Here is a 25,534-nt window from a genome sequence, read left to right as displayed (position 1 = left end):
TTCTCGTGAAAGCTGATTTCTCGTTGTTTCTGGACAACGCTAAAGTCGCTTTTTTATACTCCGCAAAACATAATTTTCTTACATTTATGGCATGGGCGAAAAGAAACTAGGGAAAAAAATCTTCGAATACCTGGACTACCGGGAGTTTTTGAAGGATTATTATAGCGCAAAGAAGGAGGCGAACCCTGCCTTTTCGCTCCGCGTTTTCTCGGATAAAATCGGGTTCAAGGCCAAAGATTTCATCAGTCGCGTGATGAATGGCGACAAGAATCTTTCGAGCGCGAGCATCCCGAAAGTGGCTTCTGGGTTGCGCCTGGGCAAGCACGAGACCGAGTTTTTTATTGGGCTTGTGAAGTTCAATCAGGCGGATACGATGGAGGAGCGCAATGCTGCGTTTGAAGAAATGCAGGCGGCGCTCAAGGTCGTGCGTTTTTCTGAAAAACAGCATATTCTCGGGCATGCGCAGTACATGGTGTATTCGCATTGGCGGCACCTGATTATTCGCAGTCTTATCGGCATGTTCGGTTTTGACGGCGATTACGAAGCGCTTGCGAAAATGGTCCACCCGCATGTGACGGCGGACGAGGCAAAAAAATCGGTCAAGTTGCTCGAAGACTGTGAACTTATCAAGAAAGGGGATGACGGCAAATACGTGCTCACCGAGAGCGCGATTAGCACGGGGGACCGCACGTCAAAACTTGCGCTGCGCGGTTTCCACCAGCATTGTCTAAAGCTTGCTGCGGATTCTATTGATCGCGACCCGCCGGGCTCGCGTCATGTTTCTGGGCTTACTCTAGGCATAAGCCAGGAAGGTTACGAACGCATCGTGGAGCGCATCAACGCCTTCCGCAAAGAAATTGCGCTCATCGCCGAAGAAGATAAGAATTCAGATAAAGTTTTTCAGTTGCAATTTGCGCTGTTCCCTGTTGGCGGAAAGTAATTTTTCTCTCTATCAAATCCTACAACGAAACACCTCGGCGTTCGCCGAGGTGTTTTGGTTAGGTTGATGAGAATATTTAAAACATTACTCTGTATGGAATTTGCTTTTCGAAGCGGCGGCCTTTCAAGTCGTGGAAACCTTGCTTGCGAGGGAACAGACGTAAATCATTGCGGTTTGCCGCTTGGCGATTCATAATTGCGGTAGTTGTTGAATCACCGACTTCTGTGGAATCTCCTGCAACAATAGTTGATATTGCGAGCTGTTGCGTCACGCCGATGTTGCGGCTAAAGGTGTCGCCTGCATTGTCCTTGAGCGTAAATTTGATGTAGCCCACGCCACCGAAGTTGTTGGCGAGTTTTATAGTGAGTTTGGATCCGCTCACGGTTGCGGTAACGCCTGTCGGGGCGTTCACGGTATAGGAGCCGTTGTCGTAGCCCTTGGTAAATTGAGCAAGGTCAATGACTTGGGTTTCACCTTTTGCAAAAGTATAGTGGGCGCGAGCCATCCATTCAAGATAACGTTCGAGTTCAGTCCAGCCGTCACCCAATCGGTCTTTGTTTGCGTCGCTAAAGTCACCGCTCTTGGATTTCGGATTGTAGCCGTACATGTTTTCCCACCAGTCCGGGAGACCATCGAGATCGGAGTCGTAATCGTTTGCCCAGCTTGTGCTCGGATACGGTTCCCAGCCCTTGATATTCGCTGTGTCAACTGCGTCCGTTTCGCGGTCGGGAATTCCTTTGGTTTTGCCGACAGAACCCACGACGCTGTAAGTTCCGTTTTTTGTTTCCCGAATCATGCGCTGGTCATGATTGTCGAGAATGGGCATGGTTTGGCCTACATCGCTCAGCACGTCCTTGTATGCTGCCGATGCGCTTTGTACAGTGGCGTAAGAGGCGAAGAAAGGTTTGCTGTTCCATGGTTCCCAATCGAGAACTTGCCCGCCGCTCAGTGTGTATTCGCGTCCGCAGTTGTCGTTGTTCCCATTGCAAGTGAATGAACCGTTTGCAGCTTGCAAAATGTTGTTGTGGTAATAGTAAGCTTGCGAACCTTTGCCAGTTCCTTCAAATTGGGCGCGCAACGTATAGCCGTGAAGAGCTGTGCCTGCGCCTTCCTTGTAGTAATTGCCGACGAAGTTTACTTCGTGCGCTCCGCCATCGGTCACGCGACTTTTCCAATTGTAGACCACGTTGTTAAAAATGTCCAGGCGACCTGCATAATAGCCGTTACCGTCTAGCCCACCGCCAAGACTCCAGTTGCGCCCTGCGTTGTGCGCCAGCAAGTTGTGGTGGAAACTCCCGATGTCGCCGCCGATTGTTGCTGCGTATCCATGCCCTGTTCCTGCTGCATAATTTTGGTGGTCAGCAACATCCAAGGCTTCCGAAATCAAAGTGCGCTGTAGCGTCAGGTTTTTGCCGCCGCGACTAGAAAAAGCTTCGTCAATTGTCCAGCTGATACTTGCGTGATCAAGAATGCTGTGGTCGCCACCTGTAAGGCCCATGCCATCGTAAGTTGTGCCGTAACCTAAGCGCACGCGCATAAAGCGGATAACCATATCCTTGCCCGTAAAGCCGATGGGAGCGCTTTTGATTGTAATTCCTTTACCCGGAGCTGTCTGCCCAGCAATCGTCACATAGTCCTGATTGCAGACCAAACGACTTTTGAGTTGTATTACGCCTGCGACTTTGAACATGATGGTTCGTGGACCGATATCTGCTGTACACGCTTCGCGCAAACTGCCGGCGCCATCGTCGTTCAGATTTGTTACGTACACGACTTTTCCGCCACGGCCACCGACCGCGTTACGACCATAGCCCTCGGCTCCTTCAAACGCTAAACGCCCTGGTTTGAATGACCAGATATTTCCTGCTGTAACCGTTCCGTTCGCATCAACTTCATCCACGCGCCAATAGTAGGTCTGCAATGGGTTTGTGTCCGAAACTTTGTATGTCGCTGCCGTCTGCTCGCCTTTGTAAACGTCGGCTGTCGAGGCTGTCGCCTTTAAAACCGTTGCAGAATCCGTACCAAAATAAACTTGATGTTTTTTTGCGGATTTCGCTGCAGTCCATGAAAGTGTCAAAGCGCCATTGTCGTGTGGAACGTGGTAATCCAAATCCGTCGGAGAAGGACTTGTTGCCTGTGCCGCCGCATTGGGCACATTCAGTTCAAAACCATTCAGGGTAATCGTACTCGTGTTTAGCTTTATGGCAGTCGATGCGCTTGCGCCGCTCACGGAAAAAGTTACATACGCGATTGCTGATTCGGAAGTCGAAAGCGCTCGATTTGTTGGTTTGACCGAGGCTTGCTTCGAATTGTTCACATAGACATCAATGCTGTTACTTGCCGCAACGCCATCGACGTTGTTCAGGTACAGAAGGAGGCTGTGCGTCCCTGCTGCAAGATTCGAAAATGTGAGAGTGATGTTTCCGCCGCCTTCGACCATCACGCCGTCGCACACAAGACGCGCGTAGCTCGGAGACTGCACTCCGGCTTTGTACCAGTTCGCCTTGAGATTTCCGCTACCGGCAATTCCAATTTTTACACCAGAAATCGTCGTATCCTTGGAAGTGACTCCCGAAACTACCCACGGCACATAATTCGGCTCTGTCACCTCGCTCGAATTGCGTCCGCTCATGTCGAAATCAACTTTGACGATTGGCGAACCCGCGAAGGCATGCGCAGCGAGTCCCAAAACCAACATTGATTTAAAATATCCCATAACATACTCCCTGTTGCATATAAAAATACCTTTGATTCAACATCGAGGGTAGAGCTCTTGAAAATTAAGGTTGTCCGTGGACTACGCTACCTTACTTTTACGGAGGTTCTCGATTCTGTTAAGGGTGCGGAGCAGATTGTGACGGCTTGCAATTCCAAGAACTCCACCAAGGATGTTGCGTCGTTTATTGCGGCGAAAGATTTGGTTCTTTATGTTGGCTTGGATAGTCGTTTAGTTCGCATCCACGGCAAAAACGTGCAAAAGACATTCCGCATCAACAGGGAATAAGCGAAGGTATATTAGAAGCTGGAAAGCCCATTTAAACACCTTTTACACGGAAAATTTCAAGATTCCTTGTTTTAATCAACAAAAAATCTATTTTCCTTTAGAGGTGTTGTTTATGGGATATGTTTGTAACTTTGCGAAGGGCGTTGCCCTTCTTTTCCCGCTATTTCTTTTTGCTTGTGGAAACTCTGAATCGGTGAATTTCATTTCGCCGAACGAATCGCTCGTTTCGTTTGGCGGCGAAGCCCAGAGTTCGTCCAGTGAACTTTTGCAAAGTTCATCTTCTTTGACGATTATACAGTCCTCGTCAATAATCACGCAGTCGTCCTCCTCATCGGTAATCGCGCAATCGTCATCTTCGCGGGTTCCCGTACAATCCTCATCTTCGGTTCTCCCTTCGCCTCCCAATAACGGAGTCCCTTACATTCGTATTATAACTTATGATTCTGCAAATGTCGATAGCGCCTACGCTCTTTGTTCTGTTGAAATTGCTGGGAACGGAATTTATGAGGATTTAGCCCCTGCAAGTGGTAAAATCCGAACTCGTGGAAATTCTACGCGCCTCTGGTACCCTAAAAAGCCTTACCGCGTCAAACTTGATGCAAAGACTTCTGTTCTCGGACTCCCTGCCAATAAAGATTGGGTGTTGCTTGCGAATTATCGCGATCAAAGCAAATTCATGAATGCGGTTGCTTTTGATATGGCGCGTTACATGGGGAGCTTCACTTTTGTGAACGCCAACCGATTTGTCGAAGTTGAAATCAATGGCGAGTATATGGGCATCTATCAACTTACCGAGCAAATTGAACGTGGGGTATCACGAGTCAATACGGGTAATGGAGGGGTGTTGTTGAGTCTTGACAAGGATGATGGACCGGAACTTTCGCCGAGTGCCACGAATAATTTCTATAGCAAAATTTACAAGTTGCCTGTTGCCGTCAAGTACCCTAAAAATGTGACCGCAACGCAAATCGATACCATATCTGCGAACCTTGCAGTTTTGGAACAGGCCATTGCAAATTCCGACTATGACAGCGTTCAAAAACTCATGGATATCAGCAGCTTTATGGATTTTCTAATCTTGCAGGAATTGACGCACAATGTTGAATTAGAAGCCCCGCGCAGTATGTATTTGTATAAGGATTCTTCGGGTTTGTATCACATGGGGCCTGTATGGGATTTTGATGGTGGGTTTGCTTATAGCTGGGATGAAGATACCAAGAAATACTTTGTTGATCAGGACTGGATTTTACATAGAAATCGGGCGGTTTCCGGATTCTTTATAAACTTGTTTGCAAATGAAAATTTCCTGGCTGATTACAAGGCTCGCTGGGGTCAGCTTAAAACAAGTATTCTGGCTGATGTATTTTCAAAGCTAGGCGATTATATGTTGCAAACACAAAAGGCTCTTGAAAATGATGCGATAAAATGGACACCTGTCCGCAGTTACATTGACGAAGTTCAAAGCCTCAAAAGCTGGCTTACTGAACGCGTGAACCGTTACGAGTCGGCTTTGCAAAAATACTAGTTAACAAAAGTTCTCCCCTCGACATTCGCCGGGGGGAGGATGGGTTGGGTGTTGGATTAGCTTTCGTTATCTTGTTAGATAAAAACCACGATGTTTACGTTGTTTCACAAGACGTCCTCGCAAATCATAAACGTGTTCAGAACCGTTCAGCAAAGCTCTTTTCGCACGAGGCTTTAGCGAAGTTGTTTTAGCATTCGGATCGTCAATGGTAAATTTCCCGCTGCGGGTTGCTTCGCCAAATTCCGCAGCGCCACCCTTAGTCGTAATCGTGTAAGTGTACTCTCCGCTGACGGTTGGCGTTCCGCTGAAGTATAGGGAATTTGTCTGTGCATTCCATTTGGCTGTTACGCCTGCAGGGAGATTTTCAACAGTTGCGCCATCGGCGTTTTGAATTGCGAAAGTGAACGGAACAATTGAATCCCCGAGTGCGATAGTTTGACTGCTGGATCCTGCGCCTTGCTTGATAATCGTGGCGGGCTTCGGTGTATAATCGCCGACAAGTGTAATGTCAGGCGTCGGGAACTTGTCCTTATTGCCGTATAGCCAGAATCCTAAATGCGGTGGCTGGTTGTAGGCGGTGTTTTGCCAGCTCATGCCGAGACGGTAAATCGGGTCGTGCGCAAGCGTGTACATTCGATGTTCTGTTGGAATCGTAGTTGTGTAGATGTAGAGCTTGGATGCGCCATCGTGCAAAATGACTTCTTCGCGCCAGTCGCCTAAAATATCACCGCTAAAGTTCGGCGTTGCCTTGGTGGTGTTGCAACTGTTGCCCTGCATCTGAAAAAGCGTATTGCTCTGTTGCTTGGCATGGTCCCACTTGCTGATGGTCGTATTGTCCAACAGTTCATCAAGCAAGTCGCCATCCCAATAAATACGGAAGTTATAAGCGGGGCGCTTGTCTGCTTTCCAAATTTTTCCTTTTACGGTATAGGTGTTCCAGTTGGCGGCAGACCAAAGTTCGTGTCCACGGTTTAGCGAATCCACATCGCTTGCGACACCGCGCCCGTTATCGCCCGAACTCGTTTCGTTAAAAAGTAGCTTGCCGGTACGGGCATCGTGCAAATCGTAGCCGTAGGGCTTTTCTTCGTGAACTTGCCACACTTCAAGACCGGGATTATCGGGGTCGAGATCGCTCAAGTGCATGGCATCGCCGTGGCCCTTGCCTGTGCGGTACATGAATTTTCCATCGTGGTCAACGGCGCAACTTCCTTCAATAATTTCATCAAAGCCGTCGCCATCCACGTCGCCTGCGGAAATGTTGTGATTGCCTTGCCCGTAACATTCCTGTCCGCTCGTGGCTGCGTTGTAATACCAGCGTTGTGAAAGTGTCTTGCCGTCCCAATCGTAGGCGGTAATTGCCATTCGGGTGTAGTAACCGCGCTGAAATACCATACTCGGCTTTTTACCATCAAGGTACGCATTTGTTGCGAGGAATCTGTCAACGCGGTTACCGTAGCTATCGCCCCAGCTCTTGACGGTGCCACGACCTGGATTGTAATCAACCGTCGCCATTTCCTTACCTGTTTCGCCGTTGAAAATGGTGAGCCATTCAGGACCTGAAAGAATGTAGCCGTTTGAGTTTCTGTAATCCTTGCTGTGGTCGGCGCCCTTCGCCGAACCAAGCGACAAGTATTTGCCGCTGCCGTCTTTTGTACCGGGGGCTGTTTTTACGGCAAATTCTGCTTTGCCGTCGCTATCATAGTCGCCTACGAGCATCTGCGTGTAGTGAGCTCCTGCGCGAATGTTTACGCCGAAATCGATTCGCCAAAGTTTTTTGCCGTTTATTTTGTAACAATCAATGATGACATTGCCTGTTTTTCCCTTCTGCGAATTGTCTTTAGAATTGCTCGGATCCCACTTGAGAATCAGCTCAAATTCTCCATCGCCGTCTACATCGCCTACCGCGATATCGTTCGGGCTGTAGGTGTAATCGCTCCCACCATTCGGACGGTCAAGATTTACGGTCAGATATTGATTACTCCAAACAGAAACTGCAGCGTCAGCCGCTATTTCTTTGCCGCCAACCACAGCCTTCACCGAGTATTTGCTCGATGCTGTTCCTTTCGTATCTGTGTAGTTGCTTGCTTGTGAGCCCGTAAAACTGGCGATTTTCTCGCCATCGCGATATAGGTTAAAACCGGTCGTATTACCGTCTGTTCCGAGAACTCGCCAACTGAGGAAAACTCCGTTAGTCGTCTTTACGGCGACCAAGCCGCGATTCAGCCATTCCATCTGGCGAGCCGCCTGCGACATGCCCACTCCAAGTGCGAGCGAAAGTCCAAACATCCACAACTTTTTCATCATCCAATCCTTTTTTTTGAATTACAGACCCCCACACCACCGGGAACCTGCACCTATAATATATCTCCGGCACTCCAAATAGTACCTTCACCACCACACTTCCGGTTGTCCATAGACAACAGAGACAAAGGAAACAAGTTTCTTCGTGGGCACCTGCGGTGCTTTTGTTACTTCGCAAAAACGGGCTGTCGGGCCTTGTGCAAACGCATTTCCTTTACCCGCGGGCTGTCCGCAGTTCCCAACAGGCGACCGCGCACATCGTAAACCTTCGCGCCACGCATATCCTGCAGGCTGCGTCCCGTTTCAACGCCATTGCGAACCGCAAACGACGTGGTCGAAGAATCAGGATCTTCCACCTGGATTTGTGTGCTGTCGCCCGCCACGCTATTCACGGAAACCGAAAGCAGGTCGACCACACTCTTCTCACAAGTAAACCCGAGCAACATCTCGGCAGTCGATGCGCCCCTGTTTACCGCCTTGTAGTGATACGCCTTGCCATCTTGCGCCGTGATGCGGGCCGAGTAGGTAACGACATCCTTTTCGCGCGAAACATCCATCACCACTTCGGCGTTGCGCATGATGCCAGCGAAATCGTCCCAGTTCCAGTCGAAATCGTAATCGAACGTCCCCGCGTTATCCATCGCAAAGGCATCGGCACGCAACAGCGTCGTCGCCCCGCCGGCAGTCGCACGCACAATGTAATTGTCCCAGTTGTTCACCTTGTTCGCATCGGCAAGCCCGTAAACCGGCTTGTTTCCGTAATTCATAAAGCGGAATGTTGCGCTAAAGTCGCCCGAAACCTTGTATTCAGCCGTCTTCTGCGCATTGAACGCTACATTGTATTCGCCACCGTCGTTTATCGTACCCGCCACGATGCGATTTTCAAGCGTCCCGTACGCAACACGGCTCAACTCGAGCGACGCCGCGTCGGCACCGAGCAATATTTCGTAATCGCCAACCGGTGTCCCCGTAGCCGTAACCGCATACACTAGCGAGTCGGATCCATCCTTCGCCGCACCGCGCAAGAACGCATACACATTTATCAGGTAGCCGTCCTTTTCTGCACGCAGGCGGACTTTTGCTCCGTCGTACATCTTCTTGAAGGCATTCCAGTTTTCACCCCAGGCATTCCAGTAGTGCACCGTATTTTCGCCACCGAGCGTTTCCACGGAATAGCCGTCGGCACGCAGGTACCACATGTCGCCACCGTTCCTAAAGACGAGCACCCAGTTGTTCCAGTTTTCGGCTCCGTTCTTTACCTTGTTCCTGAATTCAAATTCCGCGACAAAGTTCCCGCTTACCTTCACGGACTCAAATTCGTCATAGGCATCCCATGCCGTGCTAAAGTCCTTTTCCCCAACGACCTTCACGCTGTCGCCGTAATAGCGGGCATCCTGCAGCACTTCGGTTTTCGGCACACGGTAACCCCAGAAGGCACGGTTCCCCGCCTTGTTCATCGCCGAGAACGTAAGCGTCCGCTTGCTCATATCGTTCTGCAACTGGTCAAGCACCACGCCCTCGTAGACAGTTCCACCCAGAGTAAGCGTCACGTAGCTCCGGCCCTTCGCATAGTCGTAATCCCAGGTTCCCGTGTAGGCGCCTGTCACCGTACCGTCGGCATTGAGCTGCATGTTCTGTTCCTGGTTCACCGCCACGGAATCTTCCCAGGTCTGCGGGTTGTTCCTGGGCGGGTTATGCATAATCACCTTGTACGGGCCCGCGATATCGCTGCGGTCGAGCGCACGCGCCGGTAGCCCGTAACCCTCGTGATACTCAAAAGGTGCCGCCACAATCCAGCCCATCCTGTTAAAGAACAGCTGGTGAGTCTCGACATTGTGCCAACCCGTATGGTTGTTGAACTTGCGGTGATAAACCAGATACATGCCGCCATCGTCGTCGCGCAACAGCGAATTGTGCCCATCCGCAATTTCGGCACGGTCCTCGGCCCAGAAACTCCAGCGGTAATTCGCGACAATCGGGAATCCGCGGTCGGTATTGCCCCAATAGTTCAGGATAAACTTTTCAAAAATCGCAGGAGTCCCATCCACATCGACATAGGGCCCCTTCACGTCCTTGCTGCGGAACACGCGCATGGTGTAGCCGCCCTCGGGTGAATAGAACCCGTAACTCACAAACAGGTAGTAGTAGCCATTGCCGTCCGCATCCTTGAAATACTGGATGTACGAACCCTCGCCACTCACATAATAACCGCCACCCACGTGGATACCCATGTAAGGGTCCTCGAGCATCGAAGTCCCGCTCCACTTGGCCGCGCCGTTGTTCCCGTACTTGTACGAATAGTCCCTGAGACCGGTAGACTCATCGAGCTTGACCAGGAAAAGCCCGCCGCTCCACGAACCGTACAGGAGCCACAGGTTTCCTTCCTCGTCGTAGAACACGTTCGGGTCGATGCAGCTGGAACCATAGCCGCCATCCCACTTGCCCAAATTAGTGACACCGTTGTTTGCGATATAGTAACGCTCGCCGATTGTCGAAGAACCCGTCACCTTCGCGTAGTCGGCATTGGCGGCAGAACCCGCCGTCTGCTTGTCCATCCCGCCGTAGACGACCGCACCCTTGTACTCGTACGGCCCCTCGATTTTGTCGGATGTCAGGAGCACAATGGAACTTTTCCAGTCCTCGCCCGCCATCGAAAAGTACAGGCACCACTTTTTCAGCTTCTTGTTCCACATGATATCGGGCGCCCACAGGTTCCCCTTGGCGGTCGCGGAATTCGTATGTTCCGCATAGTCGGCTTCCGCCTTGAACACGCTGTAGTAATCGTCCCTGGCCTCGTTGCCAGTGACATACACCGTGCCGCCCCTCGAAAGCTGCGGCGTAAACGGGGTCCAGTCCAGCATATCGCGGGAATATGCCGCCCCGTTCATGGTCCCGAATATGTAATAATACTTCGTCCGCGACTTGGCCGCATCGTTTTCAGGATACGAATTCCCGCCCGCGTCCTTATAGACCACAATGACGGAAGGATCGTGAACGGCGACCGAGGCCGCAAATGCGGCAACAGCCGCGAGAGATAAGGCGACACACGCCGCCCTGAATGTTTCCAATACACCCATACCACACTCCTTTCCAGAGAATATATAAAAATCTACACTTTTTGCAATTAAAAGTCAATAGTTTTTACACTATTTAAGACAAAAAGATGTTGTTTCTACAATATTTCACTAAAAAAAGTCCACACTTCATAAAACATACCCCGAAAGGCGCCTTAAACGCCCATTTATTCCTTTATAACCGCATATTGCAGGGCGTAGAAGAGCCGCATCCAGTTGTTGGACTGCGTACCATCGAAGAAGAATACCTCGTCAATACCGCCGCGAAGCCCGCCATAACCGATCGAGGGGTTGAATGCAGCTGCAAAGCCTTCGCCCGAATCGAACTGCCTAGATTCCAGCAGCGTTCCGTCGATGAACGTGGTCACGCTATCGCCGTGAATCTTGAACGAGTAGTTATGCCACGTGCCGTCGAGCACCCCGTTTGCGCGGCCGAACAGGGCGTTATACGCCCCCGTCCTGGTATCGAGCCTGAGGTTCACCGCACCCGTAGCACCGCGCTTCTGCAGCGCAAAACCCGTACTGTCATTCTTGGCAGAAATAATTTGCGCGTACTCGCTCACCTGCATAGAATCGATATTGAACCAGATAGAAAGCCCCATGTAGTAGCCGTCTTCGGAGAAGGGTTTGAAATCGGGAATGTAGAACCAGTTGTCGGTAGAATCCACCCAGCGTGAACGGCCCAGAAGATCCTTCTTATCTTTGAACCTAGCGTAAGCGGAATCGGAAATTTCCGCATCGGAGAAATGGTTTCTGTAGGTACCCAACTGTAATTGCAGATTGTTATCTTCAACACACTTATCTATAATTCTGAATTTGAGTTTTCCCGTTCCAGATAATTTCATCGCAGGAGCCTTGCCCCAATACAACACGCTATCGGCATAATAATCACGTTCGCTCGCTTCCAGCTTGATAAGGTTATCTTCCGCATCAAGCAAGCAAGGATTGTCAAGCGATGCCGGCAAGAATATCGGGAACGGGATATCAACAAAAATTTCGTCCGTCTTGGCCAAGTCTTCAAATCCTTCGGGCAAGGCTACGTCCACACTGTCAAGGCTGCCTACATAAGAACTCGATATGAATATCGGCGTTTCAGATAAATTCCACTGTCTAGAATCTTCCGCAAAACCGTTGGATAACCCGCGTTCATTCGACACCCTTCTAATACTCAACTGGTTGTAGAACCCTCCCGGCACGTTTTTTACTTTCACTACGCCCTTTAAAACATCCTCAGCCGATACGACCTTCGTTGCAAAATAATTGGTTTCGTGAAGCGTATCGCCATTCAGTTCCCTTTCGGAACGCATCATCGAAAGGGTATCACCTTCGGCCATTTCGAAAGATTCTATAAAGAAGTAAAATTGGGCATCGCCTTCACGCACAGGAGTAATGTCAATGGCAATGGGCCTCGCACCGTCAGAATCGATATAGTAGGATTTTCCCTCTTCGATATAGAACGAAAGTTTATGTTTCTTGGTTTCGCCGTTCGGCGACGTAACCAGCAAGGAATCATAGTGGCCGTAAGGTATAAACGCAAGCAAGGCGCTCCCGGAAGCCACGGTTACCGAATCCATCACCAAATTGGTCCAGTCATAATACTCAAAATGCGACACCACCAGCGTATCTTCAAACACGCCCCAATTTTCCGTCCCATACAGTTTCAGGGAATCACCCGTCTTTATATTGAAATCAGAAATAGACATATATACAAAGTCGGACAAGCCCGTCCAAGCCGACATTTTAACTACCGAAATTTCTTTCACGCCATCCACGTCGACCATATACGTTTCGCCGTCCTCGACATCAACGTCCACAACATACGAGCGCTCACCATCCAGTCCGTAAATAGTCACGGAATCGTATTTCCCTACGGGAACGCTATCCATGTCAAACATTCCCGAAAGTACCGCAGAAGAATCCACCACCTTACGGTAGTCACTTTCGTACACAAAGACCGTATCGCCCACGGTATCGCGATTAGCAAAGGCAAGCGAAACGGTATCTCCAGCAGAGAGATCCCACAGTTCCGGAGCAACACATATGCGCGCAACGCCCTTGTTGCCCGTATTCGTCTCAATCAAAATTCCCGCGGAATCCGTAGAAGACGTATTGCTGCAGCCCGCAAAGAAGGCAAGCGCACACACCGCGGCAAAAGCGAACGCGAGTCGCCCCGAACCAAAGATATTCTTAAAGCATCCCATAAACACCTTCCTCCCTACGCCTCGCCCGTTCCGGACGGTTTATTGTTTTCGCGGATGTTACTGAACACGTGCAGGTTCACATGCTCCACGACGGTTGGCGTCTCGTTGTCGGCCATCACGATCTGGCGCACCTGCGCCTTGAATTTTTCGGCGGCCTTCTCGACCTTCGCCTGCGCGGATTTCGACACCGCGAACGTGAACGTGGTCATGTCGCGGGACTCGCTCCCTTCGGATTCCAGCGCCTGCTTCGAGAGTTCTAGGCACTGCTTCTGGAACTGGAGCACCATCTGGCTCTTGCTCTGCTGCACCGTGGCAAGGCTATCCTTCGTCGGCTTCCAGAACCCGCGTTCGTCCTTGCGCACGAGCGACATCTTTTTCATAAGCTCAAGGCTTGCCTTCAGGCGCTTCTCGGATACGGGCGGAAAAATCTTCGCCGCGAGTTCCGACACGTCGTCGCCAACATCCATCACCTCGAGAATCGCGTAGACCGTACTGTTGTACCAGTTGCCAAAGAACTCGTAGCTGTCCGGGTCCACAATCGCCTGCGGGTTCTTGTTCAGGCGCATCATGACATCAAACGCCGCTTCGCGCACCTGGGCAGTCTTCCCCTGATCGAAATCGACCATCGCCTCGAAATACCTCGCCTCGTTCCCCTTGAGCCCGATAACGTTTATAAAGCGCTCGCGCATGTTGTCGGTCACGCGCTTGCCCTGCACCACGTCGTTGAAATAGCTGCGGGTATTGGGGAGCCCCAGCAAGTTGCAGAACTCAGTACGCGAAAACGAAGGCTCCGCCGCCTGACGGCGCTCCTGGTATTCTGCCAGGAACTTGCGGAACTTGGTAAACTCGAAAATGTTTACAAAGGCATTCATGATATTAAATATACATAAAAATATAGTACATAGTATAGTAAAAGCAAAGATATATGCTATTTACCCATTTTTTGCTAAAATTTAAGAATTATTCAATTTCTTTTCTTGCGTTTTATAAATTTTTATAGTACATTTTGTAGTACATTAACGATAAAAATGTAGTACACTACGTAGTTTCGTCATCAGGGATGTTAAAAAATCAAAAAGGAGTAACCCATGTTACGCAAGACCCTTCTCGCCACATGCATTGCCGGGGCAGGCATTGCAAGCGAATCTCTCGCCGCAGGCGAGGCTCTCGTCAAAAGGCAATTTGAATACCTGGACAGGGGCGTTGTCGCCGTACGGCAGAACAATTCCAGCGCACTTGTCAGCTGGCGAAGCCTCGCCACCGACGAAAGCGGCCTCGGATTCAACGTTTACCGAACAACCGATGGAAAAACCGTCAAGTTGAACCAGACCGTACTTACCAAGGGTACAAACTTCACCGACGGTACCGCCGACTTTTCGAAGGCCAACACCTACTCCGTCAAGAAGGTACTGAACGGCGTAGAAGTCGGAACAAACGGCAGCTACACCATGCCCGCGAACAAGGGAATCGGAGCGTATGTCACCGTTCCCGTCCCAAATATCACATCCACCGTCCATTTCGTGTGGGTGGGCGACTTTGATGGGGATGGCGCATACGACTACCTGCTCGACCAGCCCGCACTCGACCACCAGCAACTGCAGGCATACTCGAGCCAGGGAAAGCACCTGTGGACTCTTGATCTTGGCCCGAACAGCGAGAACAAGAACAACATTACACCGGGCGCATCAACGCTCGACGTGGGCATGTGGGACGGGGCAACCGTCTATGATATCGATTCCGACGGCTTTGCCGACGTTATCGTGCGAATAGCCGACGGTGTCACCTTCGGTGATGGCAAAAAATTCACGCTCAGTGGAACGAACGCCCAGGCCATAGCCGTCCTGGACGGGCGTACCGGCGCATTGAAAACATACGCTCCTGTCCCCGATGACTACATCTCGATCGGTCCGATGGCCTGCATGATGGAAATCGCCTATCTCGACGGAAAAACCCCGAGCGTCGTCACGTGGATAAAGAACAGGAATGCGGACAAGAGCTTCAACAGCATGACCGTCGCTTACCGCGTCGAGAAGGGAAAGCTCACGCAGCAGTGGAAGCACGATGCGCGCAAAAGCGGCGGCGGAGCCGAAGCGCACCAGATTAGAATCGCCGATGTGGATTACGACGGCAAGGACGAAGTGTTGCACATGGGCTACGCACTGAACGGCGACGGAAGCCTGCGTTACCAGATTCCCGAAGTCGTTCACGGTGACCGCTGGTACGTAGGGGCATTCAACAAGGGCGACAAGGTGATGATGGGCTACGGAATACAGCAGGACCATCCGAAAAACCTGCTCGAATACTACTACAACGCCTCCACCGGCAAGGTCATCTGGACCCACTACGGCGACGAGTCCTGCGCAGGCCAGTGCGACGTCGCACGCGGGAACATCGGTGACATCGACCCCGATTACGACGGATTCGAAGTCTGGAGTTTCCAAGGAACCTACAACGGCGCCACCAACAAACTTATCGCCAGCAACTACCTGTACCCCGTACTCCGCTACTGGTGGGACGGGGATCTCGCGGCAGAAAGCTACAATGACGGAAAAATCGAAAAGTGGGATTACAAGAACAAGTCGGTTGGCCGCGTGGCAACCACATGGAAAATCTACGGCAGCAGCGGGAGCGAGAGGGGCGTGGGAATGTTCCACGGGGATATCTTCGGTGACTGGCGCGAAGAATCAATTCTCGTGAACTATGACACGAAGGAACTCGTGATATTCACGACAGACATCGCAAGCGAACACCGCTTCTACTCGCTGATGCAGAACCCCTGCTACCGCATGGGGACTACTGCGAAGGGCTATGTGCAGGCAAGCATGCTCGACTACTTCCTCGGCTACGGCATGGACATGCCCCCGAAACCGGATATCGAGATTGTCGGAGGACTACGCGAAGAATCCTTCGCCGACGTCAACTCCTCAAGCGCAGAAATCGTCGGGCCACAGTCTTCCAGCGCAGCAGAAGGCATATCTTCCAGTGCGGAAGGAACCGAGGGCACCACCGCCGTCGAATCCTTGACACCGCGCAACGCAATTAGCGGCCATATCGACGGTAACACGCTCCTTCTTGAGGGCATCGACGGCGGCGCGCACAACATCAGCTTCTTCGACATGCAAGGCCACCGCATCGCGGAATTCCGCGCAGTGCAGGGGAGCGAACTCCACGTAACCCTACGGCAAGGCGCCTATCTTGTCAAGGTCGCGCAAGGCAACAGAACCCTCGGGATATTCAAGGCCGTAAGGCGATAACTCTCTCGAAGCAACACACCTCCAAAAAAAGCTACCAAGCCGAGAGTCACGGGCAAATAAATTTGCCCGTGACTGAGGCGCAGAACTTTGCATTGACCTCGTCAATGTAAAAGCACCCCGGCGCTTTCGCCGAGGTGCTGTGCTTTTTGCTCGTTTATTTTGTGATGTTAATCGGTCTTGCTTCGCGGTAGCTGCCCGTCGTGATTTTTACGATGTAGGTGCCGCGCGGCATTTGACTCATGTTGAGCGAGCGCGTGTGCGTGCCTGCGTTTTGCATTCCCGTGATTTCTTGTGCAAGTAATGCTCCGAATCCATTGAATAGGCTTATCTTCACATTGTCGCGCTGAGGGAGCGTGTAACGGATTTCGAGATTTCCATTACGGAGGACGAGGTTCATGTGTGTCGAAACTTTATCAAGTCCGTACATCAGAGCTGTGGTCTTTCCACCTTCGTCGCTTCCAGATTCGTTGGTGATGTTGGTCGTGATATTGAAGAGGACTGTTTTCCCGTTGTAAGCAAGTCCCTGCGTAAAGCTGTATTTTTCTCCGTTGCTGACGCGGTTGGGGTAGTGGCCTATCGCGAGAGTCCCGTTTGCCAAATCAGCTTCGCTGAATACATAGGCGGTTTCGCCCCATTCAACGACTTTGCCATCTTTGCTGAACCAATGGCCCGGTGTGTTTGCCGTGCTGTTGGTGACGATGTTCCCGTCGTTTTCAAGTGCAAAGAATTGTGCCTGTGTGAGCGTTGTTGCGGTAAGACCGAGCTTCTTCGCGACTTCGCTAGCGTTGAATTTTGCAGAAACCGTCGCATAATTGTCGTCAATCGGGAGTGTCGCTGTGATGTTGTATGTGGTTGCGCCGTCCGTGATGATTTTTGCGGAACTGCTAGAGCTCGTGGGCATCTCGCTGCTGCTCGAAGATCCCGGCGATACGGAACTGCTCGAATTTTGCGTAATGCTGCTGCTCGAACTAATTGGCGCGTCTCCGATTTCAGGCCACTTGTAATCTAGCTTGAAGTCGTTGTAATACTTGACGTTTGCCGCCCCTGCGCCGCTTACGCCAGCTTCGGGCTTCAACTTATAATCGTAATGCAGCTTGCGAATTCCCGTGTTGCCAGTGTACTGGTAATCGGTATTCACGATGACCGCAAAAACCACCGGCGTGCCGTTCGTCGAAGAAGGCGTCTTGTCCAGGTGAAGCGTCGCGGAACCTTCGCCTGTAATGGGTTCGCTGTACACAGGTGTACCGTCGGTCGCGCGGTAGCACAGCAAAAAATTCATGTTCTTGTTATTGGAGTTGGCACCGTTCGGGTAGAAGCTCACGGTTACTTCCTTTGCTCCGTTTTGCACCTTCAGCGGAACCACGTTCGAGCCAGACCAACCCGGAGTCGTTTCCTGATCCGGAACCAGGTAACCACCGTTTTCAGAAACCGTCTGGTACGGAGTCATTTTCCAGGTGTAGCTTTTCCTGTTGTTGTCCCACATGTCCTGTTCCCAGTAGGTGTCGCTTCCGAAATGCTGATTCAGCAGGTTCCTGATTTCGCCGGACCATTTTTTCATGTCAAGCATCGCAAGCCTTGCGCGGAATTCGGTAATGAGCCTGCGCACGCCCGCATCGCCAAGGCCCTTGTCGAGGCCGTAGGTTTCGAGCAGGTATTTGGTCTTGCCGTAAGCATTTCCGTAAATCCAGCGCACCGCGCCCGTACCGATCCACGTTCCGATAAACGTCGGGAAAATGTTGCTGTACTGCGAACCACCCAGCAGGTAACGCTGATTTTTACCGGTCACGCCACCGCCATCGGCGCCGCCACCAGGGCCACCGAAGGTACCGTCAATCAGCCAGCCCGAATAAGTTTCAATTGGCATAAACGGCGCAATGACCGTCGCCGCGTTCAAGAATCCCATACCGCTGTAAACACCGTCGCGGTGGCTGAACATATCCTGCTGAATCCAGGTGTTGCCCGCTTCCTGGAACCAGTGCGCATCCTTTGCGCCGGGGTAACCGTTCGTCATCGAGTGTATTCCCTCGTGAATCATCGCATCCATCTGCGCCACGCGATCACGGTAAGGGCAACTCGTATTAAAACTGTACAGCGGATAAAACGAGGCCGCCACGGCCGTGTAGCCTGCTACCCATGTCTGCCAACCGCCCGTAGTATCCGTCTTTGCGCCACCGGCACATGTCCCTGAACCGTAGTAATAAATGGCGCTGTACTGGCCTTCTTGCGCTTGGGCGTCCGGCGCCCATCCCATCTCATTGTACAAATACTCAAAATCGGTATCGTACTTCTTAAGAATCGAATCAATCGTCACATCGGTAATGCGGCTGTCGCGATCCTTGCCCCAATAAAACGCCCACCACTTACCGGCCTTCTTTCCGGTAACGCCCGAACAATTGTTATTGAACTTGGTCGGCGGCTGGATATCGCCTAGATTCGATTTCGTATCGTAATCCAGGTCGCTGCGGTAGCCGGGCCATGTGTAAGCATCACCCGACGCCGCATATACGTGAACACCTAGGGCAGCCGACAAAACGGCGCCCGGAATCCATCCCAAACAACTTTTTTGCATAACACACTCCATTTTTATGCTATTTAGAGAAATAATTTTTGGTGTGCCCTAGTGCAAGTTTTTAAGAAAAATGGAATGATTTTCTGTGTTAGAAGTGTGTAAGTGTGTAAGAATAATTAATGAAATATATTGATTTAATTGTAATTTTGTGTATTTTATTGATTTTTGTGTAAAAATATTCTAGTTTAAAACCATGTGCATTGCGCTTGAACACCTGTTTGACTATGATGACTTCCGCAAGTTCCTGCAAGACTATTTTGAGGAACAGAAGAAAATGCGGTCGGTGTTTTCTCATCGATTTTTTGCAGCAAAGGCTGGCTTCAGTAGTTCTTCTTATTGCCTGAATGTTATCCGTGGGCGCTTCAATTTGACCCCGAAATCTATCGAAAAAATTTCAAAAGCGATGGAATTCGAACCGTTGCAAAAGACGTATTTTGAGGCGCTGGTGCAGTACAACCAGGCTCAACAAGTTGCTGAACGCGAACACGCTTGGAATCAGATTGTCCAAATTCGCAAGCAGATAGAATTTACGCATGTCACGACGCGTGAACAGGGGTATTTTGAAAAGTGGTATTACCCGATTGTGCGCGAATTGGCGGTATCGTCGGATTGGGATGGGGACTACCGTGTGTTGGCGCGTTCGGTTGTGCCGCAGATAACGACGGATGAGGCTCGCGATGCGGTGAAAATGCTGCTGGAATGGGGACTCTTGAAAAAAGAGGGTGAACGCTATGTTGAAACATCGCAAATGCTCGATGCTTCGGAAATTCCGCCAATGGCGTTGCGACGCATCCGTCATGAATATATGCAGCATGCGATGGGCGCCGTGGAATCTATGCCCAAAAACGAGCGCTTTGCGGCGTTCACGACTCTTGCGATGAGCGAAAAATCCTACAATTATGCGGTAGAGGTGCTGGAAGAAGCCCGCAAAAAAATTATTGCCCGTGCGGCAAATGATTCGGAAGTGGAACGCGTTTACGAAATGATGCTTGTGGCGTTCCCGATGAGCAAGAAAATAGGGAAGGAGGCGGAAAATGAAAAATAGACAAGTTTATCTAAAGTTGTCGCGTAATTGCGTTGCGTGCGTGATGTCGCTTGCGTTTTCTTTGACGTTCTTAGCGTGCTCAAGTAGCGAGGATGTCGCCGGTGGAGTGACCGATATCGGGAATTCCGTTGTAAAACCGCCTGAATACGAATTGATTGCTGGCGAAGTTATTGACGTGCAGGGCAATGGTGTCGCCCATGCCCGTGTGGTGCTTTATACAGATGGCTTTTATTCGAATAATAAGGAGGACTTCCGAGATTCTGTCGAAACGGTTTCCGATTCTGTAGGTCATTTCAGTTTTGAGTTGGAACGCGAATGTGTGATAATGCATGATTCCGCTTACATAAACCGCAGGAAGACGTATAGCGGCTTCGAGAATGCTGGCTCGAACATGTTCCTTTATGCAGAACACGAAGGCCTTTCCTTGCTTGTCGGTGGCATGGGGCTAGAAGGGTACTACATGATGCAAATTGAGAAGCCTAGAACGCTGAAGGGTAGCCTTGACGGAAAGTCTTCGGGCTATGTGCGGTTGGCTGCTACGGATATTGTTTCAGAACTTGACGAAAATGGTCACTTTACGCTTGAAAAAGTGCCTTCCGGTAGGCGTATGGAATTGTTTTATGTGGAAGGCGATACGGCGAAGGGACGCCTTCACTTTGCTACGACTGATTCCCGTGATACGATATCGCTCCCGCCGCTCGAAATTTTGGAAGGTAATGACGGTTACATGACTAGCCGGGATTTGGGCTATGACTATGGAATTGTGACTTATGCGCCGAATTTTGTTTCAGAAGATAAGCGAAGGGAAATCCCGTTACAGTTGCATTACGTGGAACAAAACGCTGTTGTTTACGACAACGATTCTACGCTTGCTGATAGTGTGGTGCGTGTGGAAGGAATTCGCGGGTACGAAAAGGCTATTTTACTTTTACCTGGCCAATTTATCGACCTCGATACGCTTGACCCTACAGATGGCGACTTTACGCTGTCGTTATGGACGAAGTGGAATGGTCCCAATGGCGAACACCAAGTGCTGTTTAGCCAGCGTGATTATTGGAGCGATTCAACTTCGCGATTCCAGTGGCATTACGAGGTGAATAGCGGAACGTTTGCCGTGATGAAAAGTATGCCGGGCAGCCCCGAGGCGGTGTATTTCGGGGATTCAACATCCGTGCCTGTCGGGGAGTGGGCTTTCCTTGTGCTCGTTTCCAAGAATCACAAGGTGAGCATGTATGTGAATGGCGAACCTATAGCAATTGCGGGTTCCGATGGAACTGAATTTGCAGGGGAATTTGTGCCGAACGAGCTGAATCGTAACGTCCCCTTCCGCATCGGTGGCGATGAAATCGAGACTGAAACCTGGAACGGCGCACTCGATGAAATTTGGGTGGAATCAATCGCCCGCAGTCCCGAGTGGATTGAGGTCATGTACGAGCAACTGAAGCCTTAAAATGTGTTTCCAAAAATTATGTATTTTGTAAATTATATATAAAAATTTACATTGAAAAATTGATGATAATTACTTATATTTGGAAATATGATAGATGTTTCCAAAATTAGTGTATTTATGTATTTTGATTACCGCGATTTTATTCGCGCTGTTTTGGAAACAATGCAGTCAAAGGGCCTTTCGCTCCGAGCGATTCAAGAAAATGCGGGTGTTTCCGGTTCTGCGTTTTTCAGCCGAATCCTAGATGGCTCGCGCCCGCTGTCCGTTGCGAATGCGAAAAATATCGCCAAGTCGTGGGGACTTCCCGATGATGAATCGGATTACTTTCTCGATTTGGTGCGCTTCGGTAACGAAAAGAATGTAGATGTACGCGAAGAATTGTTGCGAAAGCTCCTTGCGGTCCGTGCGAACAATCAGGAATTTGCTCTGCAGGATTCTTCGCTCAAGTTTTTCTCGAAATGGTACTATCCCGTGTTGCGCGACTTGCTCCCTCTGCTTCCGCCCAATATGCCGGCGGAAAAAATTGGACGCATGTTTACGCCAGTGCTTCGCGCTCCTCAGGTGGAAAGTGGTATTCGCTATTTGATGGAATCGGGATTCGTTACGTTAGATGAAAATGGTGTATATCGTGTGGAACAGCCTATTGTTTCAACTCCGCCTCGCGTGCGTTCTACGATTTTACGCAAATACCATCTGAAAAATCTTGAAGTGAATAGTGAAGTTTATGATCTGTTCACAAGTGATGACCGCAGCGTTACGAGTGTTACGTGCAGTTTGTCTAAAGAAAGCTTTGAAAAAGTCCGCGAAGAAATTGCAAAACTTCGCGAAAAAATTCTTGCGTTATCTCGTGAAGAAAAAAATCCAGACCGTGTTTGCCATGTAGGGTTTCAGTTGGTGAACCGCGCCAAAGTCAAGGAGGTAAAGTAATGTACCTCCGTAATGTTTTACGAAAACTGGCTTGGGTATTCCCTTTGGGTGTTGTGGCTTTTGTCGCAATCCTTTGTATTTCGCTTGTTGGCTGTAGCGGAAATTCTGACATCGCAAACGGCACGGGTAGTAATGCTGGTGAAACTGAAATTGCAGGGATTATCACGGCGACAAATCATGGGAAACCTTTGGTGAATGCGCTTGCCCGTGTGTGGATTTTGGACGAAGACTCCATGCATGTGGCGTATGAAGATTCTTTGGATAACAATGGTGTTCTTGAAATTAGGTCCGCTGTTCTTGGTGAAAAAGCGCCTGTCCAGCTTTTGGAAACGCGTTCGGGCGACTCGTTATCTACAATGCGCTGGGTCAATCTCGAACGTAGTCCCGAACAAACCCTTTCTATTGCGGCAAGTGAGACTCTTAAGGGTTCGATAACGAATAACGGTGTTGCTGTAGAAGGTGCAACTGTTTCCATTTTGGACAAGTCCGTCGTTACAGATGTAAACGGAAACTTTGAATTTAATGATTTGCCTGCGGGCGTGCATTATGCTTTTGTCGAAGGCTATTTTGGAAAGTTCTCGTACCAGATGGAAACCGGATTGAATGAAGGTGCGACAACGAACAACATTAATCTCGCAGATAGCATTTTTACGGTTGTCGAAGATTTTGAAAACTGGAAAAAACAGACATTTATCGGAAAAAGTTTTGGACAGGGCTGGTGGTTTATTTGCACAGACTCGTTGCAGGGTGGCGGAAGCCGTGCAAGCGCGGGTGTCGATAGTGAAAATCTTTTTGTTTCTGGTGATAGCGCTAAAAGCGGAAAAAGCTTGCACGTCTCATTTGATATAGATGAGGAAACTCCGGGGCATTATGGAGTTATCGGTTTTACGATTGGTGACGATTTTGATAAGGCTGAAATGTTTGCGTTCTATGATTTGCGTAAGGCGACTGCAATTTCGTTTGATGCCAGAGGTTCTGGAAAAATCTCGTTGCAGATAGCCAAACGCAGTGATAAAGGCGAACGTGAATATCACGAATCGTACTTTGTGACGCTTACGGAAAAATGGGAACATTTCACGTTTACGGCAGATGATTTCGATACAGAACTTATTGCAGTCAATGCAATCAACATTCTCGTTATTGACGATACCGAAATTTACCTTGACAATATCCGCTTTGACGGTATTTCGCCCAGTATGTGGCCGAGTCTTGGGATGCGTTTTTAAAATTCTTTTTCACGTATAGGAGAGAGTATGAAAAAGTCAAAAATGGCGATTGTCGCCTTGTGTGCGTTTGCCTTTGTGGGTAGCGCATTTGCAACAATTCAGCCCACGCGCGTAGGTCCCGTAAGTCAATACGGTGCTTTGCAAGCCGGCAAGAATTCCGCTGGTGAAGGCCGCATTTATGGAAGCGTGCAAGGCGTCAAAGATGGAGCCGAAGTTCAGGTGCGCGGAATGAGCCTTACCTGGAGTATCTTTTGGCCAAACGGAATGTCGTTCTACGGCAATTCCTTTATTGATTCGCTTGTAGGCGAGTGGAATGTTGAACTTGTTCGCTCTGCAATGGGTTCCGTTGGAAATTGGGGACAAGGGAATTACAAGACTCGTCCTGAATATTATTCCGCACAAATGGACACGGTCGTACAGGCGGCTATCAGAAACGATGTTTATGTTTTGGTGGACTGGCACAGTGAAGGTGGCTATTATAATTGCATTCACAAGGGTGTAAAACCGAAGTACGAATTTAACGATAATAAGGCTTGCTTTACGGCAAGTGATGCCGCGAAATTCTTTGGGACCATGGCTCAGCGTTATGGCAAATACCCGCATGTGATTTTTGAAATTTACAATGAACCGGTAAGTGAAAGTTGGAATGACCTCAAGGCTTATGCTGATACAGTCGTTCAGGAAATTCGTAAATATTCGGATAACTTAATTGTTGTAGGGACACCGATGTGGTCTTCTGCGGCTGGCGATGCTGTTGCAAATCCCGTCGTTGACAAGAATGTTGCTTACACGCATCATTTTTATGCCAATATGCATAACATCAATGAAACGTCGACTAGCCAGAATGCAAGCCCGAACAAGGCTATTGCTGCGGGTCTCAGTGTTTTCGTGACCGAATGGGGTTGGGTCGAAAAAGATATCAACGATGCCAAGACCAAGGCGAATGCCGATGCGTTCCTGAAATGGGTTGACGAAAAGAAACTTTCTACCGCCAAATGGGATGTCGAAAAACCGTATCTTGAAGATAATGATGACGACAACTATATCAAGGCGAACGTTCTTCCGCAAAAGACGACTTACACAAAGAACCTTGATTGGGCTTCGCAAATTAACGATGATCTCCCGTTTGCTCTCAAGACGACATCGACAGATGCTACTGGAGAATGGAGCTTTATTACGGATGTGAGCGGTAGCGATGAACAGGGTGACCACGGTAATTCTAGTTTCGAAGATAACTCCGAAAACGGAATGGTCAAGATGGATAAAATCAAGCTTGATACGGTCGGCACGGCTTTTGACTATGCACCTTATGTGAATGCCGATTTTACTTTCAATTTTGATATTTCCAAGTGCAAAATGTTCAGCTACCGCTATAAAGGTACGAACCATCAATTTGTAGCCTATAGCGATTGGAATACGTCTACCGAAATTCTCGGTCAGGGACTTTGGGATTATCCGTTTGTCGGCATGCCTTATTCTCCGGAATGGACAACCGCTTATGTGGATTTTGGCTGGATGGTCAATAATGGCTGGCAGGCTGATGTACCGACAATTTTCTCTACAAAGTTGACGACGGCGCTCCGCTTTAGCGTTACCAACGTTGCGTTTGGCGATTATCTCTGGATTGATAGTCTCAAGTGCGTCGAAGATGTGTCCAATTACACGGTTATGGAAATCCCGGACGTTTTAAGTATCCCGACGGCGAGAATGGCTGCTCGCAATTTTGTTCGCGTGAATACTGACGGCTTGAGTATCGTTGCGACGGGCGTTAAGAATGGAAGCCATTATTCGCTCTCCAATGTTCTTGGACAAACTTTGCGTGTGGGCGTGGCGAAAGCGGGCAATTTCTCGATGACTGCGCCGCGTGCTGGTCGCTACATTCTCCGCATTGGAAATTCTGTCTATCCGGTAACGGTAAAGTAATATTCATCTTTCTATTAAATCTTAGAATTGACTTTGTCAATAAAAAGCACCCCGGTATTTCCCGAGGTGCTTTGTGTTTTAGGTCGAAGAGAATG

General features: G+C 49.7%; 15 protein-coding genes. 9 read left to right on the top strand and 6 right to left on the bottom strand.

Translation table 11 applies throughout. The annotated features are described in order from the left end of the window. Positions 1–91 precede the first annotated feature (91 nt). Positions 92–940 carry a TIGR02147 family protein gene (locus BUC30_RS03420; protein WP_073423527.1) on the top strand — a complete coding sequence of 283 codons (849 nt, stop codon included), beginning with the start codon at positions 92–94 and terminating at the stop codon, positions 938–940. A 76-nt stretch (positions 941–1,016) separates the two neighbouring features. Here the strand turns inward: BUC30_RS03420 and BUC30_RS03415 are convergent, their stop codons facing one another. Beyond that, positions 1,017–3,656 carry a hypothetical protein gene (locus BUC30_RS03415; protein WP_073423526.1) on the bottom strand — a complete coding sequence of 880 codons (2,640 nt, stop codon included), beginning with the start codon at positions 3,654–3,656 and terminating at the stop codon, positions 1,017–1,019. A 57-nt stretch (positions 3,657–3,713) separates the two neighbouring features. Between BUC30_RS03415 and BUC30_RS03410 the strand changes: the two genes are divergently transcribed. Further along, positions 3,714–3,944: a hypothetical protein gene (locus BUC30_RS03410; protein ID WP_073423525.1), complete on the top strand. Its 231-nt coding sequence runs from the start codon at positions 3,714–3,716 to the stop codon at positions 3,942–3,944. A 112-nt stretch (positions 3,945–4,056) separates the two neighbouring features. Next, positions 4,057–5,469, top strand: coding sequence for a CotH kinase family protein (locus BUC30_RS03405; RefSeq protein WP_073423524.1), 1,413 nt, complete (start codon positions 4,057–4,059; stop codon positions 5,467–5,469). Positions 5,470–5,535: 66 nt separating this feature from the next. Here BUC30_RS03405 and BUC30_RS03400 read toward each other — a convergent pair whose 3' ends face one another. From BUC30_RS03400 to BUC30_RS03385, 4 genes are all read right to left on the bottom strand, one after another. After that, positions 5,536–7,773, bottom strand: a complete 2,238-nt coding sequence (locus BUC30_RS03400) for a rhamnogalacturonan lyase family protein (RefSeq protein WP_244536464.1) — start codon at positions 7,771–7,773, stop codon at positions 5,536–5,538. A gap of 164 nt (positions 7,774–7,937) precedes the next feature. Then, a complete protein-coding gene (locus tag BUC30_RS03395; RefSeq protein WP_073423523.1) occupies positions 7,938–10,847 on the bottom strand; it encodes a glycoside hydrolase family 43 protein in 2,910 nt (969 codons plus the stop codon). Between the two features lie 164 nt (positions 10,848–11,011). Beyond that, positions 11,012–13,045 carry a LamG-like jellyroll fold domain-containing protein gene (locus BUC30_RS03390; RefSeq protein WP_073423522.1) on the bottom strand — a complete coding sequence of 678 codons (2,034 nt, stop codon included), beginning with the start codon at positions 13,043–13,045 and terminating at the stop codon, positions 11,012–11,014. A 14-nt stretch (positions 13,046–13,059) separates the two neighbouring features. Then, positions 13,060–13,917 carry a TIGR02147 family protein gene (locus BUC30_RS03385; RefSeq protein ID WP_073423521.1) on the bottom strand — a complete coding sequence of 286 codons (858 nt, stop codon included), beginning with the start codon at positions 13,915–13,917 and terminating at the stop codon, positions 13,060–13,062. 216 nt (positions 13,918–14,133) lie between these two features. On the opposite strand from BUC30_RS03385, the gene BUC30_RS03380 reads away from it, so the two are divergent. Continuing rightward, positions 14,134–16,299 (top strand): rhamnogalacturonan lyase family protein, encoded by a 2,166-nt coding sequence (locus BUC30_RS03380; protein ID WP_073423520.1) that lies wholly within the window; start codon positions 14,134–14,136, stop codon positions 16,297–16,299. A gap of 154 nt (positions 16,300–16,453) precedes the next feature. Here the strand turns inward: BUC30_RS03380 and BUC30_RS03375 are convergent, their stop codons facing one another. Next, positions 16,454–18,868, bottom strand: a complete 2,415-nt coding sequence (locus BUC30_RS03375; protein ID WP_073423519.1) for a DUF4859 domain-containing protein — start codon at positions 18,866–18,868, stop codon at positions 16,454–16,456. Positions 18,869–19,061: 193 nt separating this feature from the next. Here BUC30_RS03375 and BUC30_RS03370 point away from each other — a divergent pair, with 193 nt between their 5' ends. The 5 genes from BUC30_RS03370 to BUC30_RS03350 all read left to right on the top strand — a co-directional run bounded on the left by BUC30_RS03370 (position 19,062) and on the right by BUC30_RS03350 (position 25,439). Continuing rightward, on the top strand, positions 19,062–19,913 hold the full coding sequence (locus tag BUC30_RS03370) for a TIGR02147 family protein (protein ID WP_073423518.1): 852 nt from the start codon (positions 19,062–19,064) through the stop codon (positions 19,911–19,913). Next, a complete protein-coding gene (locus BUC30_RS03365) occupies positions 19,903–21,363 on the top strand; it encodes a LamG domain-containing protein (RefSeq protein WP_073423517.1) in 1,461 nt (486 codons plus the stop codon). The genes BUC30_RS03370 and BUC30_RS03365 overlap by 11 nt, the downstream gene beginning before the upstream one ends. A gap of 117 nt (positions 21,364–21,480) precedes the next feature. Then, positions 21,481–22,290: a TIGR02147 family protein gene (locus BUC30_RS03360; RefSeq protein WP_244536463.1), complete on the top strand. Its 810-nt coding sequence runs from the start codon at positions 21,481–21,483 to the stop codon at positions 22,288–22,290. Then, the gene (locus BUC30_RS03355; protein WP_073423515.1) at positions 22,290–23,516 is read left to right on the top strand and encodes a carboxypeptidase-like regulatory domain-containing protein; all 1,227 of its coding nucleotides are present in this window, start codon (positions 22,290–22,292) and stop codon (positions 23,514–23,516) included. Before BUC30_RS03360 ends, BUC30_RS03355 begins: the two co-directional genes overlap by 1 nt. 27 nt (positions 23,517–23,543) lie before the next feature. Then, a complete protein-coding gene (locus BUC30_RS03350; protein WP_073423514.1) occupies positions 23,544–25,439 on the top strand; it encodes a glycoside hydrolase family 5 protein in 1,896 nt (631 codons plus the stop codon). Positions 25,440–25,534 lie beyond the last annotated feature (95 nt).

Source organism: Fibrobacter sp. UWB7, assembly GCF_900142945.1.
GTDB lineage: Bacteria > Fibrobacterota > Fibrobacteria > Fibrobacterales > Fibrobacteraceae > Fibrobacter.
The sequence above is the reverse complement of the archived record's forward strand: the minus strand, read 5'-3'. Positions and strand labels throughout refer to the sequence as shown.